Origin of the sequence: Streptomyces hygroscopicus subsp. hygroscopicus (assembly GCF_001553455.1) — a bacterium.
GTDB lineage: Bacteria > Actinomycetota > Actinomycetes > Streptomycetales > Streptomycetaceae > Streptomyces > Streptomyces hygroscopicus.
The window spans coordinates 19,998-37,613 of record NZ_BBOX01000295.1; the positions used below are offsets into that span (position 1 = coordinate 19,998).

13 protein-coding genes are annotated in these 17,616 nt (G+C 72.9%); 4 read left to right on the forward strand and 9 right to left on the reverse strand.

The genetic code is table 11. The features are described 5' to 3' along the window. Positions 1-99 precede the first annotated feature (99 nt). The 4 genes from AXW62_RS27680 (at position 100) to AXW62_RS27695 (ending at position 6,679) form a co-directional block, all read left to right on the forward strand. Positions 100-1,782, forward strand: a complete 1,683-nt coding sequence (locus AXW62_RS27680) for a thiamine pyrophosphate-binding protein (RefSeq protein WP_060946914.1) — start codon at positions 100-102, stop codon at positions 1,780-1,782. 13 nt (positions 1,783-1,795) lie between these two features. Beyond that, on the forward strand, positions 1,796-3,073 hold the full coding sequence (frc, locus tag AXW62_RS27685) for a formyl-CoA transferase (RefSeq protein ID WP_060946915.1): 1,278 nt from the start codon (positions 1,796-1,798) through the stop codon (positions 3,071-3,073). A 2-nt stretch (positions 3,074-3,075) separates the two neighbouring features. Further along, positions 3,076-5,211, forward strand: a complete 2,136-nt coding sequence (locus AXW62_RS27690) for an acetate--CoA ligase family protein (protein WP_060946916.1) — start codon at positions 3,076-3,078, stop codon at positions 5,209-5,211. 76 nt (positions 5,212-5,287) lie between these two features. Next, positions 5,288-6,679, forward strand: coding sequence for an OFA family MFS transporter (locus AXW62_RS27695; RefSeq protein ID WP_060946917.1), 1,392 nt, complete (start codon positions 5,288-5,290; stop codon positions 6,677-6,679). Positions 6,680-6,766: 87 nt separating this feature from the next. Here the strand turns inward: AXW62_RS27695 and AXW62_RS27700 are convergent, their stop codons facing one another. The 9 genes from AXW62_RS27700 to AXW62_RS27740 form a co-directional block, all read right to left on the reverse strand. Beyond that, entirely contained in the window at positions 6,767-7,819 is a 1,053-nt protein-coding gene (locus AXW62_RS27700) for a sugar phosphate isomerase/epimerase family protein (protein WP_060946918.1), read from the reverse strand. After that, on the reverse strand, positions 7,816-9,474 hold the full coding sequence (locus AXW62_RS27705) for an alkaline phosphatase family protein (RefSeq protein WP_252368761.1): 1,659 nt from the start codon (positions 9,472-9,474) through the stop codon (positions 7,816-7,818). The genes AXW62_RS27700 and AXW62_RS27705 overlap by 4 nt, the downstream gene beginning before the upstream one ends. After that, positions 9,471-10,649 (reverse strand): metabolite traffic protein EboE, encoded by a 1,179-nt coding sequence (gene eboE, locus AXW62_RS27710; RefSeq protein ID WP_060946924.1) that lies wholly within the window; start codon positions 10,647-10,649, stop codon positions 9,471-9,473. The genes AXW62_RS27705 and eboE overlap by 4 nt, the downstream gene beginning before the upstream one ends. 7 nt (positions 10,650-10,656) lie before the next feature. Continuing rightward, positions 10,657-11,541, reverse strand: coding sequence for a TatD family hydrolase (locus AXW62_RS27715; RefSeq protein ID WP_060946919.1), 885 nt, complete (start codon positions 11,539-11,541; stop codon positions 10,657-10,659). After that, positions 11,541-12,443, reverse strand: a complete 903-nt coding sequence (locus AXW62_RS44630; protein ID WP_370682942.1) for an EboA domain-containing protein — start codon at positions 12,441-12,443, stop codon at positions 11,541-11,543. The genes AXW62_RS27715 and AXW62_RS44630 overlap by 1 nt, the downstream gene beginning before the upstream one ends. Further along, positions 12,437-13,339: a sugar phosphate isomerase/epimerase family protein gene (locus tag AXW62_RS27725; RefSeq protein ID WP_060946920.1), complete on the reverse strand. Its 903-nt coding sequence runs from the start codon at positions 13,337-13,339 to the stop codon at positions 12,437-12,439. The genes AXW62_RS44630 and AXW62_RS27725 overlap by 7 nt, the downstream gene beginning before the upstream one ends. Positions 13,340-13,487: 148 nt before the next feature. Then, entirely contained in the window at positions 13,488-14,672 is a 1,185-nt protein-coding gene (locus AXW62_RS27730; RefSeq protein WP_079115824.1) for an SCO3242 family prenyltransferase, read from the reverse strand. After that, positions 14,669-15,811 (reverse strand): inositol-3-phosphate synthase, encoded by a 1,143-nt coding sequence (locus tag AXW62_RS27735; RefSeq protein ID WP_060946921.1) that lies wholly within the window; start codon positions 15,809-15,811, stop codon positions 14,669-14,671. The genes AXW62_RS27730 and AXW62_RS27735 overlap by 4 nt, the downstream gene beginning before the upstream one ends. 442 nt (positions 15,812-16,253) lie before the next feature. Next, positions 16,254-17,616, reverse strand: a 1,363-nt coding sequence (locus tag AXW62_RS27740; RefSeq protein ID WP_060946922.1) for a ThuA domain-containing protein, incomplete at its 5' end; no start/stop codon positions are given.

A 17,616-nucleotide genomic window follows, 5' to 3' on the forward strand; every position in this document is an offset into this window, starting at 1 on the left:
GGCCGATGGTGGGATAACAAAGTTCATACAGGATAACGTCGACTGTATGCAATCCACCGCACGACAGCTCCGAACCCCTACGAAGGGACGCGATTCGCCATGCCCGACGACAGCCAGAACCTCATCTCCGGCGGGCACTTGGTCGCCAAAGCACTCAAGGCAGAGGGGGTCGACGTCATCTACACCCTCTGCGGCGGCCACATCATCGACATCTACGACGGCTGCGTCGACGAGGGCATCGATGTCATCGACGTACGCCACGAACAGGTCGCCGCCCACGCCGCCGACGGCTACGCCCGCATCACCGGCAAGCCCGGCTGCGCCGTCGTCACCGCCGGCCCCGGCACCACCGACGCGGTCACCGGCGTCGCCAACGCCTTCCGCGCCGAGTCACCCATGCTGCTCATCGGCGGCCAAGGTGCCCACAGCCAGCACAAGATGGGGTCGCTGCAGGACCTTCCGCACGTCGACATGATGGCGCCGATCACCAAGTTCGCCGCCACCGTCCCGGACACCGCCCGCGCCGCCGACATGGTCTCGATGGCCTTCCGCGAGTGCTTCCACGGCGCCCCCGGCCCCTCCTTCCTGGAGATCCCGCGCGATGTGCTGGACGCCAAGGTGCCGGTGGAGACGGCCCGCGTCCCCCGGGCCGGGCACTACCGCGCCTCCACCCGCGGCGCCGGCGACCCCGAGTCCGTCCAGAAACTGGCGGATCTGCTGGTCCAGGCCGAGAAACCGGCGATCCTGCTGGGCAGTCAGGTGTGGACCACCCGCGCCACCGACGCGGCCGTCGAGCTGGTGCGTACCCTGAACGTGCCCGCGTACATGAACGGCGCCGGGCGCGGCACCCTGCCGCCCGGCGATCCGCACCACTTCCAGCTCTCCCGCCGCTACGCCTTCTCCCACGCCGACCTCATCGTCATCGTCGGCACGCCCTTCGACTTCCGGATGGGCTACGGCAAGCGGCTCTCCCCCGATGCCACGGTGGTCCAGATCGACCTCGACTACCGCACGGTCGGCAAGAACCGCGACATCGACCTCGGCATCGTGGGCGACGCGGGGCTGGTGCTCTCGGCCGTCACCCAGGCCGCCTCGGGCAGGATCGACGGCGGGGCGGGCAAGCGCAAGGAGTGGCTGGACGAGCTGCGCGCCGTCGAGCAGAAGGCGATCGAGAAGCGGCTCCCCAACCTCCGCTCCGACGCCTCCCCCATCCATCCGTACCGCCTGGTCAGCGAGATCAACGACTTCCTCACCGAGGACTCGATCTACATCGGCGACGGCGGCGACATCGTCACCTTCTCCGGTCAGGTGGTCCAGCCCAAGTCGCCCGGCCACTGGATGGACCCCGGGCCGCTGGGGACGCTCGGCGTCGGCGTGCCGTTCGTGATGGCCGCCAAGCAGGCCCGCCCCGACAAGGAGGTGGTGGCGCTCTTCGGCGACGGCGCCTTCTCCCTGACCGGGTGGGACTTCGAGACGCTGGTCCGCTTCGACCTGCCATTCGTCGGCATCGTCGGCAACAACTCCTCGATGAACCAGATCCGTTACGGCCAGAAAGCCAAGTACGGCGAGGAGCGCGAGCGGATCGGCAACACCCTCGGCGATGTGCCCTACGACCAGTTCGCGCGGATGCTCGGCGGCCACGGCGAGGAGGTCCGGGACCCGGCGGACATCGGCCCGGCGCTGCGCCGCGCCCGCGAGTCCGGCAAGCCGTCGCTGATCAACGTCTGGGTGGACCCGGACGCGTACGCCCCCGGAACGATGAACCAGACGATGTACAAGTAAGGGAGCCACCACCATGTCCCAGGCTCTTGAGCCCCATCACGCCCCGCCCGGTCAGGCCCAGTCCGGTCAGGCCCTGTCCGGCATCCGCGTCCTCGACATGACGCATGTGCAGTCCGGTCCGTCCGCCACCCAGCTGCTCGCCTGGCTCGGCGCGGATGTGATCAAGCTGGAGAACACCAGCGGCGACATCACCCGCACCCAGCTGCGGGACATCCCGGACGTGGACTCGCTGTACTTCACGATGCTCAACTGCAACAAGCGCAGCATCACCCTCAACACCAAGAGCGAGCGCGGCAAGGAGATCCTGACCGAGCTGATCCGCCGCAGCGACGTCCTGGTGGAGAACTTCGGTCCGGGCGCGGTGGACCGCATGGGCTTCACCTGGGAGCGGATCCAGGAGATCAACCCGCGGCTGGTGTACGCCTCGATCAAGGGGTTCGGCGAGGGCCCGTACACCAAGTTCAAGGCGTACGAGGTGGTCGCGCAGGCCATGGGCGGGTCGATGTCCACGACCGGTTTCGCGGACGGTCCGCCGCTGGCGACCGGCGCCCAGATCGGTGACTCCGGGACCGGGGTGCACTGTGTGGCGGGCATCCTCGCCGCGCTCTACCAGCGCACCCGCACCGGGCGCGGCCAGCGGGTCAACGTGGCGATGCAGCACGCGGTGCTCAACCTGTGCCGGGTGAAGCTGCGCGACCAGCAGCGGCTGGCGCACGGGCCGCTGGCCGAGTACCCCAATGACGACTTCGGTGACGAGGTGCCGCGCAGCGGCAACGCCAGCGGCGGCGGCCAGCCCGGCTGGGCGGTCAAATGCGCGCCCGGCGGCCCCAACGACTACGTCTACGTCATCGTGCAGCCGGTCGGCTGGGAGCCGATCACCCGGCTGATCGGCCGGCCCGAGCTGGCCGAGGACCCGGAGTGGGCCTCGCCCGAGGCGCGGCTGCCGAAGCTGGCCAAGATGTTCCAGCTGATCGAGGAGTGGTCCAGCACCCTGCCCAAGTGGGAGGTGCTGGAGCAGCTCACGGCCCACAACATCCCGTGCGGGCCGATCCTGTCCACCAAGGAGATCGTCGAGGACGCGTCGCTCGCGGCCAACGGGATGATCGTCGAGGTGGACCACCCCGAGCGCGGCTCCTTCACCACGGTCGGCTCCCCGCTGAAGCTCTCCGACTCCCCGGTCCGGGTCGAGCGCTCCCCGCTGCTGGGCGAGCACAACGAGGAGGTCTACATCGGGGAGCTGGGGCTCGGCGACGAGGAAGTGCGGCTGCTCAAGACGGACGGAGTGATCTGACGGTGACGTACGACAAGGACACCGTGCGCGCGGTGCTGGACGCCGCCCGCGCCGAGGGACGCACGGCCCTGACCGCGCCGGAGGGCAAGCGGATCACCGACGCCTATGGCATCCCGACCCCGGCCGAGGGGCTGGCGGAGTCCGCCGACGACGCGGTGGCGCTCGCCGACCGGATCGGCTTCCCGGTCGTGCTGAAGATCGTGTCCCCGGACATCCTGCACAAGACCGACGCGGGCGGGGTCCGGGTCGGGCTGACGTCCTGCGCCGAGGTGCGCGGCGCGTTCACCGCGATCGTCGCGAACGCCCGCGCCCATGACCCGCAGGCCCGGATCCAGGGCGTGCAGGTGCAGCAGATGGTCCCGGACGGCGGGCAGGAGGTCATCGTCGGCGCGGTCACCGATCCGACCTTCGGCAAGGTCGTGGCGTTCGGGCTCGGCGGGGTGCTGGTGGAGGTGCTGAAGGACATCACCTTCCGGCTGGCCCCGGCGAGCCAGGACGAGGCGCTGTCGATGCTGGACGGGATCCGCGCCGCCGAGGTGCTGCGCGGGGTGCGCGGCGGGGCGGCGGTGGACCGCGGGGCGCTCGCCGATCTGATCGTGCGGGTCTCGCGTCTGGTGGCGGACTTCCCCGAGATCGCGGAGGTCGATCTCAACCCCGTGTTCGCCACCCCGAGCGGGGTGCTCGCCGCCGATGTGCGGCTGCTGGTCGGCGCCCCTCCCCCGCCGCCGCGCCGCCGCTACTCGCGCGAGGAGATCCTGGGCTCGATGCGCCGGCTGATGCAGCCGCGCTCGGTGGCGGTGGTGGGCGCCTCCAACGAGCCCGGGAAGATCGGCAATTCGGTGATGCGCAACCTCATCGACGGCGGCTTCCCCGGGGAGATCCACCCGGTGAACCCCAAGGCCGACGACATCCTGGGCCGCAAGGCGTACAAGAGCGTAGGGGACGTGCCCGGCGAGGTGGACGTGGCGGTCTTCGCGATCCCCGCGGCGTTCGTGCCCGCCGCGCTGGAGGAGGTCGGCCGCAAGGGCATCCCGAACGCCGTGCTGATCCCGTCCGGCTTCGCCGAGACCGGTGAACACGACCTCCAGCGGCGGATCGTGGAGATCGCCGAGGAGCACGGGACGCGGCTGCTGGGGCCCAATATCTACGGCTACTACTCCACCTGGCAGGACCTGTGCGCCACCTTCTGCACGCCCTACGACGTCAAGGGCCCGGTGGCGCTCACCTCGCAGTCCGGTGGCATCGGCATGGCGATCCTCGGCTTCGCCCGGACCACGAAGACCGGGGTCTCGGCGATCGTCGGCCTCGGCAACAAGTCGGATGTGGACGAGGACGACCTGCTCACCTGGTTCGGCGAGGACGACCGCACCCAGTGCATCGCGATGCACCTGGAGGACCTCAAGGACGGCCGGGCCTTCGTGGAGGCGGCGCGGGCCACGGTGCCCCGGAAGCCGGTGGTGGTGCTCAAGGCGGGCCGTACGGCGGCGGGCGCCAGGGCGGCCGGCTCCCACACCGGCGCGCTGGCCGGGGACGACGCGGTCTACGACGACATCCTGCGGCAGGCCGGGGTGATCCGCGCGCCGGGGCTGAACGAGATGCTGGAGTACGCGCGGGCGCTGCCCGTGCTGCCCACACCCCAGGGTGACAACGTCGTCATCATCACCGGCGCCGGGGGTTCGGGGGTGCTGCTGTCGGACGCCATCGTCGACAACGGGCTGTCGCTGATGGAGATCCCGGACGACCTGGACGCCGCCTTCCGCCGCTTCATCCCGCCGTTCGGCGCGGCCGGCAACCCGGTGGACATCACCGGGGGCGAACCCCCGTCCACCTACGAGGCGACCATCCGGCTGGGCCTGTCGGACCCCCGGATCCACGCCCTGGTCCTGGGCTACTGGCACACCATCGTCACCCCGCCGATGGTGTTCGCCGAGCTGACCGCGCGGGTCGTGGCGGAGTTCCGGGAGCGGGGCGTCTCCAAACCGGTGGTGGCCTCGCTCGCGGGTGACACCGAGGTGGAGGAGGCGTGCGCGTACCTCTTCGAGCGCGGGGTGGCGGCCTATCCGTACACCACCGAGAAGCCGGTGGCCGTCCTGGGCGCCAAGTACCGCTGGGCCAGGTCAGCGGGGCTGCTCAGCTAGCCACCCGCGTTTCCCGGAGCACGAAGAGTCTGGACACCGGGGCGCTGCCCGGTTCCTTCGAAGCCAAGGGGACGACATGAGCACAGCAGAACGGCCGGAAGGGGTTCTCCCCTACCGGGAAGTGCGGGACAGCAAGGGGCGCATCTATCGCGTCGGCGAGACCGACCGCGACATCCTGGGCCACAGCCGGAAGCTGATGGTCTACCTGCCGTGGATCGCGATGATGGCCATCAGCGTGTCCGAGTACGCGTACGGCTCGGCGGAGGACACCCTCTCCGACGCGCACGGCTGGACCCAGAGCAACACCTTCTGGATCCTCAGCGTCTGGGTGTTCTTCCAGGCGGGTATCGCCTTTCCGGCCGGGTGGCTGCGGGAGAAGGGGTTACTCACCGCCCGCCGGGCCATGTACCTGGGATCGGGGCTGTGTCTGATCGGCTTCGTGGCCCTCTCCCACCTCGACAACGTTTTCGCGGCGATCGTCGGCTTCGGCGTCGTCGGCGGGCTCGGCTCCGGACTCGTCTACGCCACCTGCATCAACATGGTGGGCAAGTGGTTCCCGGAGCGGCGCGGGGCCAAGACGGGCTTCGTCAACGGCGGTTTCGCCTACGGCGCGCTGCCGTTCATCTTCATCTTCAACTACTGGTTCGACACCGGTGACTACCACGAGGTCCTGGACCTCATCGGGGTCTACGTCCTGATCGTCGTGGCGGTCTGCGCCTGGTTCTTCAAGGACCCGCCGAAGAACTGGTGGCCCGCCGACATCGACCCGATCGGCTACGCCGGCAACGCCAAGAGCGCGGCCGTCCTGGCGAAGAACCCGCCGGCGGTACGGCAGTACACGCCCAAGGAGGCCATCAGGACCGGCATGCTGCCCCTGATGTGGGTGTCCCTGGTGCTCACCGCCGGGGTGTCGATCTTCGGCATCTCCTTCCAGGTCGACTACGCCAAGGACGTGGGGTTCGGCCCGCTGGTCGCGGCCTCGTCCATGGGCATCATGTCCGTGATCAACGGTGTCGGACGCGGTGTGGTCGGCTGGCTCTCGGACCTGTGGGGCCGCAAGACCACCCTGGTGTTCGTCATCGTCGTGCTGGGCCTGGCCCAGTTCGGGGTGATCTGGGCCGGCAACGTCCACAACCAGGTGCTGTTCCTCTTCTTCGCCTTCCTCTCCGGCTTCGGCGGCGGCGCCTTCTACCCGATGTTCGCGGCGCTGACCCCGGACTACTTCGGGGAGAACTACAACGCCACCAACTACGGCCTGGTGTACAGCGGAAAGCTGATCAGCGGGCTGTTCGGCGGCGGCCTCGGCTCGATGGTGGTCGACGCCTGGGGCTACGACGGCGCCTACGCGCTGGCCGGGGGCATCTCGATGGTGGCGGCCGCGGTGGCCCTGCTGCTGCGGCAGCCGGGCCGGCCACGGACCCGGGGCATCGCCCCGAACCCGCAGCCGGTCAGCCGCGAGGCGGTCTAGCGGTGCCGCCGTGGCGGGGCCGCCCCATGACCACCAGCACCGGAGACCGCCACGGTCCAGCGGTCCGGCCGCGGCCGGGGCCCTCGCTCAGCCCCGTCCGCCGCACCGCAGCGACCGCAGGTAGCGGGCCGAGCGGCGGGCGGTGGTGAGCGAATCGGCGGGCTGGTCGTGCTCCACCAGCCAGTGGTGGTCACGGCGCCCGCCATGGGTCCGGCCGACCGCGGTCAGGAAGCCGCGGTAGTCGATGTCACCGTCCCCGACGTCCACCATCTGGTAGCCGTCGGGGGCGGTTTCGTCGTGTTCGCCGTCCTTGACGTGGAAGAGCGGATAGCGGTGCGGGGCGCGCAGCACGTAGTCCAGCGGCTCGAAGGGCGCCGGGGAGCCGTCGGCCTTCCTGCCGAAGCGGTACTGGGCCACGTACGCCCAGTAGATGTCCATCTCCAGGTGGACCAGCTCGGGGTCGGTCTCGGCGAGCAGCACGTCGTAGAGCCGGACGTCCGGCCGGTCGGTGGCGAAGGAGAACTCCTCGGCGTGGTTGTGCTGGTAGAACTTCAGCCCGCGCGCCCTGGCCGCCGCGCCGTAGGTGTTGAACTCCTCCGCGCAGCGCTTCCAGCCGTCGACCGTGGTGCCGTAGCGCCAGGGCCCGGAGGCGGTGCCCACGTGCGGCAGGCCCAGTTCCTCGGCGTCGTCGAGCACCTGGGTGAGGTTGGTGGCGAAGGTGTACGCCTTCGGGTCGTCGGAGTAGTAGCCGACATGGCTGCCGATGCCGCGCAGCCCGTTGTCCCGCATCAGCCGCCTCAGCCGCTTGAGGGTGATGTCGCCCGTGCCCTGGGTGTATCCGGCGAACTCCACCTGGTCGTAGCCGTACCGGGCCAGCTCCTGGAAGACCCGGGCGAAGCCGAGGGACTGCACCTGGTCGCGGAGGGTGTAGAGCTGGATGCCCAGATGGCCGCGCGGCACCAGCGGGCCGCCCCGGCCCGTCCGGGCCTCGGTGGCGGTCGGTGACGCCGTGCCGGTCTGGGCCGCCGCGGCGGTGGCCGTGCCCAGCACGGTGGCGGCCGTGGCACCGGCGGCGACGCCGAGGAATCTGCGGCGGCGGAGGGTCTCGGCGAGTTCGGGGTGGTCGTGGGCGCTCTTCACGGGGTGTCTCCTGTGGTTGGGGTCGTCAGGCCGGCCAGGCGCAGCAGCAGGGACTTGACGTCGGTGGCGGCCACCGGGCCGCGCACCGCGCCCGGCTGGGAACAGAGGAGGACGGGCCCGTCCTCGGCGCGGTCCGGGAGGCGGCCGTGGCTGCCGCGCACCGGGGACGGGTCGAGCGGGACGACCGCCATGCGGTAGCGCATCCCGGTCTTCTTGCGGGCCAGCGCGGTGGCGGCCCGCACCCGCACATAGGGGTCCTTGGGGTCCATGAACAGCTCGGCCGGGTCGTAGCCGGGCTTGCGGTGGATCTCCACCAGCCGGGCGAAGTCGGGGGCGCGGGCGTCGTCCAGCCAGTAGTAGTACGTGAACCAGGCGTCCGGCGCGGCGACCGCGACCAGCTCCCCGGCGCGCGGGTGGTCCAGGCCGTGGGCCTTCTTGCCCTCGTCGTCGAGGAGTTCGGCGATCCCGGGCAGTCCGGCCAGGGCGGTACGGGTGGCGTCCAGGTCCTCGGCCCGCCGCACATACACATGGGCCAGTTGGTGATCGGCGACCGCGAAGGCCCGGGAGGCGCCGGGGTCCAGGTACTCCATGCCGTCCTGGGTGTGCACCTCCAGCAGCCCGGCGCGGCGCAGCGCCCGGTTGATGTCCACCGGCCGGGAGACCCGGGTGATGCCGTACTCGGACAGCGCGACGACGGTACGGCCGCGGGCGGTGGCGTCGTCGAGCAGCGGGCCGAGGGCGGTGTCCAGCTCGGCGGCGGCGATGTGGGCGCGGGGGTCGTCGGGGCCGTACCGCTGGAGGTCGTAGTCCAGGTGCGGAAGGTAGGTCAGGATCAGATCGGTGGGGCGGGTCCGCAGGAGGTGGCGGGTGGCGCCGATGATCCACTGCGAGGAGACCAGATCGGCGCCCGGCCCCCAGAAGTGGAAGAGCGGGAAGGTGCCGAGCTTTTCGGTGAGCTCGTCGTGCAGCGCGGCGGGCCGGGTGTAGCAGTCGGGCTCCTTGCGGCCGTCGGCGTAGTAGACGGGGCGCGGGGTGACGGTGATGTCGGTGTCCGAGCCCATCGCGTACCACCAGCAGACATTGGCCACGGTGTAGTCCGGGTGCACCCGGCGGGCGGCGTCCCACAGCTTGTCGCCGCCTACTAGGCCGTTGTGCTGCCGCCACAGCAGCACCTCGCCCATCTCGCGGAAGTACCAGCCGTTGCCGACGATGCCGTGCTCGGCGGGGGTGGTGCCGGTGAGGAACGTCGACTGGGCGGCGCAGGTGACGGCGGGCAGCACGGTGCCCAGCGGAGCGTGGGAGCCGGACCGGGCGAGGGCCGTCAGGCGCGGCATGTGGTCCAGCAGGCGCGGGGTGAGCCCGACGACGTCGAGGACGAGGAGGGGGATCGGGCGGGTCCTGGCGCGCACGTCGTCGCGGGGGCGCGGGGCGCTGTGGGTGCGCGAGTCGCTGCGGGTGTGCGGGTCGCTGCGGGTGCGCGAGTCGCTGCGGGGGTTGGTGCTGGTGGTGCGGGGGGTCGTGCTGGTGGTGTCGTTGGCCCTGCTGGGGTCGTTGCCCCTACTGGTGTCGTTGACCCTGCTGGTGTCGCTCAGGGCGCTGGGGGCGCTCGGGGCGCTGGTGTCGCTCTTGTCGCTCACGTCGCTCACGTCGCTCATGGCAGCTCCTTGAGGCCGAGGTCGGTCAGCAGGTCGCGGGCGAGGGCCAGTTCGGCGGCGATGCCGTCGGCGAGCCGGTCGCGGGTGCGGGGGCGCAGCTCGGGCGGGAGCGCCTGCCAGGTGTAGGTCTCCACTTCGAGGTGGCGGGTCAGCGGGGCGGGCCCGCCGACCAGACGGGCCAGGGCGTCGGCGAGTACCGGGAGGGTGGAGGTGAGCGGGGGCTCGGGCGGGGCGTGCAGCGGCACGTGGAAGTGGGACCGCCAGGGCGCGGTGTCGCCGAGCCCGCCCGCGAGCGCCTGGTCGAGGTCGTCGGTGCCGTGCACGGCGCCCTCGGGGTACCGGGTGCGGGTCTGGTGCAGGAAACGGGGTTCGGCGAAGGCCGCGAGGGCTTCCCGCACATCGGGCCGCGCCGGGTCCTCGGCGTGCAGCGCGGCGGACAGCTGTGCCTTGACGACGGGTACCCCGGCGGCGGTGAGCGCGTCGACGGCCGTGTGCGGATCCTCGAACTGCGTCGCCAGATGGCAGGTGTCCAGGCACACCCCGATGCGCTCCAGCGGCGGGCCGCCGGGCCCGGTGAGCGCCTCGATGGCCTGCGCGGTCGTCTCCACGGTGCAGCCCGGCTCGGGCTCCAGGCCGATGCGGACGGAACGGCCGGTGAGCTCCTGGATGGCGTCGAGCCGCTGGGCGAGGGCGGTGAGGTGGCGGCGGGCGGCGCGGGCGCGGCCCGCGTCGAAGGGGGTGCGCCAGGCGAGCGGCAGGGTGGACACGGAGCCGTCGGTGATGTCGTCGGGGAGCAGCGCGGCCAGCAGCCGGGCCAGATGGGTGGTGTGTTCCAGCCGCTCCGGGTCGGTCCAGTCCGGGGTGTAGACGCGGTACTTGACCTCCTGGGCGCCGAACCCCTGGTACGGGAAGCCGTTGAGGGTGACCACCTCCAGGCCGCGGGTGTCCAGCGCCGTGCGCAGTCGGCGCAGCTGGGCGGGGTCGGCGCTCAGGGTGCGGGCGGCGTCGCGGGCCAGCCACAGGCCGATGCCGAGGCGGTCGCGGCCCAGGCGGCGGCGCACCGGTTCGCAGTGCAGCCGGAGCTGCTCCACGACGCCGTCGAGGTCCTCGGCCGGGTGGACGTTGGTGCAGTAGGCGAGGTGGACGGTGGAACCGTCGGGGTGGCGGAAGCGCATGGGGTCCTCACCGTCCCGTCGGCGCGGCGGCCGGGGCGCCACCGCGCAGGATCGAATTGCCCTCGTGGGTGGCGGTGGCCTCGGTCTCCTCGGCGTCGAGGCCGAGGTCCAGGCGGCCACTGAGCCCGTAGAACGCGACCGGGTTGCGCCACAGCACCTGGTCCACGGCGTCCTCGGAGAAGCCCTCGGCGCGCATCAGATCGCCGACCTTGCGGGTCTTGAGCGGATCGCTCCGCCCCCAGTCGGCGGCGGAGTTGACCAGCACCCGCTCGGGCCCGTACGCGCGGAGGATCGCGACCATCCGCTCCTCGTCCATCTTGGTGTCCGGATAGACGGAGAAGCCCAGCCAGCAGCCGCTGTCCCTGGCCTCCTTGACGGTGGTCTCGTTGAGGTGGTCGACCAGGACGCGCTCCGGAGGCAGCGCGGACTCCCGGACGACGTCGAGGGTACGGCGCAGACCGGCGAGCTTGTCCCGGTGCGGGGTGTGGACGAGGGCGGGCAGGCCGTGGTCGGCGGCGAGCTGGAGCTGGGCGGCGAGGGCGGTGTCCTCGGCCGGGGTCATCGAGTCGTAGCCGATCTCGCCCACGGCCACGACACCGTCCTTGACGAGATAGCGCGGCAGTTCGTCCAGGACGGGGGTGCAGCGGGGGTCGTTGGCCTCCTTGGGGTTGAGGGCCAGGGTGCAGTGGTGGGCGATGCCGTGCTGGGCGGCCCGGAAGGGCTCCCAGCCGAGGAGGGAGTCGAAGTAGTCGTAGAAGCTGGCGGGCGAGGTGCGGGGCTGTCCGAGCCAGAACGACGGCTCGACGACGGCGCGCACCCCCGCGGCGTACATGGCCTCGTAGTCGTCGGTGGTGCGGGAGGTCATATGGATGTGGGGGTCGAAGATGCGCATCAGGGCTCCTCGCGGGTCAGGGCGCGGGGCAGGGGTCCCTCGCGGCTCGGGGGCTTCTCGTAGTTCGGGGGCTCCTCGTGGCTCGGGGACGGCTCGTGGCTCGGGGGGTGTCGGCGGCTCGGTGGCGCCTCGCGGGGCAGGGACTCCTCGCGGCTCGGGGACTCCTCGTGGTTCAGGGGGCGGGTCAGGGCCAGTACGCGGTCGAGGTCACCGGGCACGGGGCGGCCGGCGGCGGTGCGCTCGTGGGCGTAGTCGGTGAGCATGCGGCCCAGTTCCGCGTCGCCCCGCGCACGGCGCTCCCAGTCGGCGACCGTGGTGAGCGGGACACCGGTGAACAGGCACTTGAGCAGGGCCTGCCGCCAGCTGTGCGGGGAGAGGTGGCGGGCGGCGTACGGGCCGACGGCGGCGGCCACGAGCCGGGTGTCGTTGGTCCGCAGGGCGTCCTCGACGAGCGGGACGGCGTCGGGTCCGGTGAAGAGGGGGAGGTGGGGAAGGGCGCGCAGCACGGCGCGACGTTCGGCCCCGGTGCCGTGCGCGTACAGCCTCGCGACCGTACGCGCGTCCGCGCCGGCGGCGTGGAGGAGCAGGACTCGGACGGCGTCGGGGGCGGCTTCCTGGGCCTGGGCGGCGGCGGAGGCGGCCGACTGGGTTTTCGGGCCTCGTTCGGCGTCCTGGCCTGTGGTGGCGGGGGCGGTCAGCTGGGCTTCCGTGGAGCGGGGGATGCGGGCGGGGCGTATGTGGCGGCCTGCGGAGGCGAAGTCCAGCTCCCAGCGGGCGGGCCCGGAAGCGTCCGGCCGCGGCCTCGCGCCGGCCGCCTCCGCCAGGGCCCTGTCGAGCCAGGCGCGTCCGGCCCGGTCCAGGGTCTGCTCCACGGCGGCGCGCAGTTCGGCCGGGGTCAGCACCGGATGCCTCCCTCGCTCGCGGCCCGTTCGGCGTCCCGGAGGAAGCGCAGGGAGGCGCGGGCCAGTTCCGGACCGGCGTGGGAATGGCGGGGCAACTCGACGCCGACCAGTCCCCGGTAGCCCGTGGCCCGCAGCGCCTCCAGTACGGGCGGGAAGTCGATCTCCCCGTCGCCGAAGGGCAGATGCTCATGGACCCCGCGCCGCATGTCCTCGATCTGCACATGCCGTACCCACGGCGCCGCCGCGCGGACGCACTCGGCGGGCGGAGCGGGTTCCAGACACTGGCAGTGGCCGATGTCGAGGGTGAGGCCGAGGGCCGCCGGGTCGCCGAGCGCCGTGCGCAGCCGGTGGAATCCGGCGAGGTCGGCGAGGAGATGCCCCGGCTCCGGCTCGACGGCCAGGGCCACACCCGCCGCCGCGGCGGCGTCGGCCACCGGCCCGATGGTGTCCGCCAGCCGCCGCCAGGCCGTCTCCTCCGGCTCGCCGGGCGGCAGGACCCCACTGAAACAGTGCACGGCCGCCGCCCCCAGGTCGGCGGCCACCCGTACGGCCCGCAGCAGCAGGTCGACGCGGGCGGCGCGGGCCTGCGGGTCCGGGTCGAGAAGGGTGGGGTGGTGCTTGCGCCGGGCGTCGAGGACGTACCGGGCACCGGTCTCGACCGCGACACCGAGGCCGTACCGCTCGAGGTCGCGGGCGACGCGGCGGGTACGGGAGGCGAGGTCCGGGGCGAGCGGGTCGAGGTGCATGTGGTCGAGGGTCAGCGACACACCGTCGTAGCCGAGGTCGGAGAGCAGGGCGAGGGCGTCGGTCAGCCGGAGGTCGGTCAGACCGTTGGTGCCGTAGGCGAAGCGGAGAGGGGCGGGGCCGGAGCCGGTCTCCGGTGTGGGGTGGCTCATCTTCTGATCTCCAACGGACTTCTCCGGGCGGGCGGTCGGCGATGAGGAGCGGGAACCGCTACGGCGCGAGCCGTAGGAGTCCCCCTCCTTCAGGAGGGGAGGACGTCACGTCCAGGAGGGCAGGACGTCACGTCCAGAGGGGAGGACGTCACGTCGCGCTGACCTTCCTCGACAACCGGCGGGCGACGGGCATGAGCGCGAGCAACCCGGCCGCCGTCCGGTGCGCCCCGGCGCGGGAGGCGAGCACGGCCTGAAGGGGGATCACCGCGCGGATACCGCTGCCGACGGCACGCTGGAGGAGGTACGGGGAGGGGTTGAGCGCCGCGTGCGCCAACGGCCGGGCGATCGTGGCGGCATAGCCCCCGGCGAGCACGGCCCCCGCGACAGCCGCGACGCGACTCACCGGACGTGTCCGGTGTCCCGCGCCCACGTCCGGGGCGGGCCGCCGGGCGGCCGGATTGGCGGACCGGGACGGCCGCCTGGTCGCGGTCCAGGCGATCGCCGTTCCCACCGCGAGCGCCGCCAGGGGCGCCGCCGAGGAGCCGCCGACCGCCTCCCGCCGGGAGACCGCGGTCACCGCGAGGGTGTGGGCACCCAGGAGGACGGCCGGGCGGAGAGCGGGACGCAGGGCGGAGCGCACACCCGCCGGACGCGGGGTGGAGGGGGCGGAGGCCACCGCTGCCGGGCGCAGGGCGGCAGGGGTGGTGCGCACGACCGCCAGGCGCGGGGCGCCACCGGCGGAACCCACGGCAGCCGGACGCGGGGCGGTGGGGGCGGTGGCCGCGGCGCCGAGGAGGAGGTCCAGCGCGCGGGTTGCGGCCATGGTCGGCGGGCCCGCGAGGGTGTTCTTCAGCCCCAGGTCGTACGCCCACACCGTGCCCGCCAGGGCCGTCGCCGTGGCGAGGGCCGGGCGGCCCGCGGCGGCGGCGCAGGCCAGTCCGGCGGCGGTCAGCCCGGTCGCGGCGGCCAGCGCCGCGGCCGGGGCGATACGGCCCGACGGCAGCGGACGGCCGGGGCGTTCGATGGCGTCGATGTCCCGGTCCGCCCAGTCGTTGAGCGCCATGCCCGCCTCGTACAGGCACAGCGACGCGCACACGGCGAGCGCCGTGCCCCGGTTGGGGCCGCGACCGACCGCGGCCGCGCCCGCCAGGGCGTCACCGGGCACGGTGAACAGGGCCGAGATCCTGAGCAGTTCCGCCCAGTCGCCTCGGCTCCCCCAGCCACCTCGGTTCCCAGAGCCGCCCTGACGCCCGCAGCCACCTCGGTTCTCACAGTCGCCCTGATTGCCCCAGGCGCCCCGGTGGTTCCCCCGCTCCCCCGCCGCCCGCGTCATGACCGCACCCGCAGCCGCCCGGCGAAGGCGACGAGCGCCGCGTACTGGTCGGCGAGCGCGGCCGGGCCGCCGTCCGGGTCCTTGAAGTAGAAGCCGAGTTCGGGGAGCGGGCCGACCAGCCCCAGCTCATGGGCGCGGGCGGCCAGCCGGGCCAGATCGAGGACGAGCGGTGCGGCGAGCGCCGAGTCGCAGCCCTGCCAGGTGGTCTGGAGGATCATCCGGGAGCCGAGGAAGCCGTCGAAGGCGACGTGGTCCCAGGCGGTCTTCCAGTCGCCGAGCGTCGGCACGTTGTCGATGTGCAGCTCACCGTCGGGGAGTTCGCCGAGGGTGTCGGAGAGGACGCGTGCCTTGCCCGCGTTCTTGGCCGCCGCCGCGCCTGGGTCGGCGAGGGCGGCGCCGTCGCCCCCGCCGAGGAGGTTCGTACCGGACCAGGCGCGTACGGCCAGCGCCCGCTGGGCGAACATCGGCGCGAGCACGGACCGCAGCAGCGTCTGTCCGGTCTTGCCGTCGCGCCCCGCGTACGGCAGACCGGATCGCTCGGCGCGCTCACACAGCCGGGGGTGGTGGAGACCGGTGGACGGGGTGAAGTTGACGTACGGGCACCCGGCACGCAGCGCGGCGGCGGCGTAGAGGGAACTGGGCGGCAGGGCGTCGGCGTCCGCCGGGGCCGCTTCGGTGGACGCGACGTTGACGACGACGGCGCGGGCCAGCCCGTGCGTACCGAGGAAGTCGGTGAGGTCGGCCGCGAAGGCCGCGATCAGCTCCTCCTCGCCACGGCCGTCGCCAGGCTGCGGCCCGCCGGGACGGACGGCCGCGTCGGCGGCGGCGAGTTCGGCCCGTACGGCAGCGGGCAGCCCGTGCGGCAGCACTCCGTCGGCGGCCAGCGCCTCGGCCCGCTTGGGCAGCGGGGTCGCGGCGGTGTCATGGCCGCCGAAGACGAGGTCGGCGAGCGCGGGAAGGCCGCTGTCCGCGAACGGGGCGGTCTCGGTGACCATTCCGGTCGCGGGCTGCAACCCCGCGGCGACGGCGGCGCAACCCGCTACGGCGGTGGTGGCGACGGAACCGCGAGCACCGATGAGCCAGACCCCCGTACGGGGCGCGTCGCGGGGTGGGGTGATGTCGTCGGGACGGGTGGTCACTGGCTGCCTCCCGGTGGGGTGGGTTGCGCATGTGGTTCGGGCGCCGCGAATGCGGTGCGGGGTGGTGCGGTCGGTGCGGGGCGGGGCGCTGTGGGGTGGTACGTCGCGGGGCGGGGTGAGGCCGTGCTTGCGTCCCGGCCGGGTGCGCGGGGCGCCCGGACCCAGACCAGGGCACCGGGGCCCGGTTCGGGGCGACGCGGTGGGTGCCGGGTGGGTGGGGTGCGTGGGGTGACCGGGGCTTCCGGGCCCCGGCACCCGCCCCGGCCCCGACACCTGGGCCCCCACCCCAGGGCCCCGCACCCGGACCCCGCACCCGGTCCCGGCACCTCGCTCGATTACTCGGTGGCCGAGGTGGCGGCGGGGAGGAGGCGGCGTACTCCTTCCCGCCGCCACACCGCCCCCACGGCTCCCCTCGGGCCGTCGGGACGGCGGACCGGGGCGCCTAGCGGCCGTGGTGGCCGCCGCCCTTCGCCGGCAGGTCCTTGACGCGGATGTTGCGGAAGGAGACCTCATCCCCCTCCCCGTGGTTCTGGATGCCGACGTAGCCCTGGCGCAGGCTGCGCACCGGGTCCCGGTTGGTGAAGTCGTTGATCTTCACGCCGTTGAGCCAGATCCGCAGCCGCTCGCCCTGCACGCGGATCTCGTACGTGTTCCACTCCCCCGGCGGGTTCAGCGCCGCGTCCCGCTTGGCGAGGTCCGCGGACTGGAAGCCGTAGACCGAACCGGTGGTGCGGTCGGGGGTGTCCGTGGCGTCGATCTGCACCTCGTAGCCGTTGTCGACCGCCGACCAGGGGTCGTCGGAGGCCGGGAAGCCGACGAAGACACCGGAGTTGCTGTCGCCCGTCATCTTCCAGTCGAGCTTGAGCGAGTACGAGCGCAGCTCGCGCGCCTGGTACCAGAGCAGGCCCATGCCGCCCGTCGAGGTGAGCGTGCCGGACGAGGTGTCGAGGGTGAACGCCCCCGGGCCCGCCTGCTTCCAGCCGTCCGTCGAGGTGCCGTCGAAGATCGGGCGGTAGCCCTGTTCGGGGCGGCAGTCGGCGTGTGCGGCGCCGGTGGCGTAGCGGATTCCGCCGAGCAGGTGCTGCCGGAAGGCGGGGTCGGCGTAGGACTCCTTGGTGTGGCCGAAGCCGGTGTAGAAGGCGCGGCCGCCGCGGTAGTCCTGGCACCAGGAGATGGGGTGGTCCTCCCCCATCTTGCCGCCCTGGTACGAGGACTCGTCGAGCGCGGCGAGGACCCGCACCCGCTCCCGGGGGTTGGTGCGGTAGTCGTACCACTCGTCGGTCCGCTCCCACCGGGACCCCAGGTGCGCGGTCGCGGGGTGAGCGTGGTCCTCGACGTCCACGCGGGCCTGCTGGATCGCCGGATGGGACTGGAAGTACGCCCCGACCAGTCCCGCGTAGAAGGGCCAGTCGTACTCGGTGTCGGCGGCGGCGTGGACGCCCACGTAGCCGCCGCCCGCCCGTACGTAGCGCTCGAACGCGGACTGCTGGGCGGTGTCGAGGACGTCGCCGGTCGTGGAGAGGAAGACGACGGCGTCGTAGCGGGCGAGGTTACCGCGGGTGAAGGCGGCGGCGTCCTCGGTGGCGTCGACGGCGAAACCACCCTGTTCGCCGAGTTCCTTGAGGGCGGCGATGCCTTCGGGGATCGAGTCGTGGCGGAAGCCCGCCGTCTTGGAGAAGACCAGGACGCGGCCGGACGGTTCCGCGGCAGCGGCTCCCGACGCGGCCGCAGCTCCCGACGCGCCCGCAGCTCCCGACGCGGCGGCGGCCCCGGACGCGGCGGCGGCCCCGGACGCGGCGGCGGGC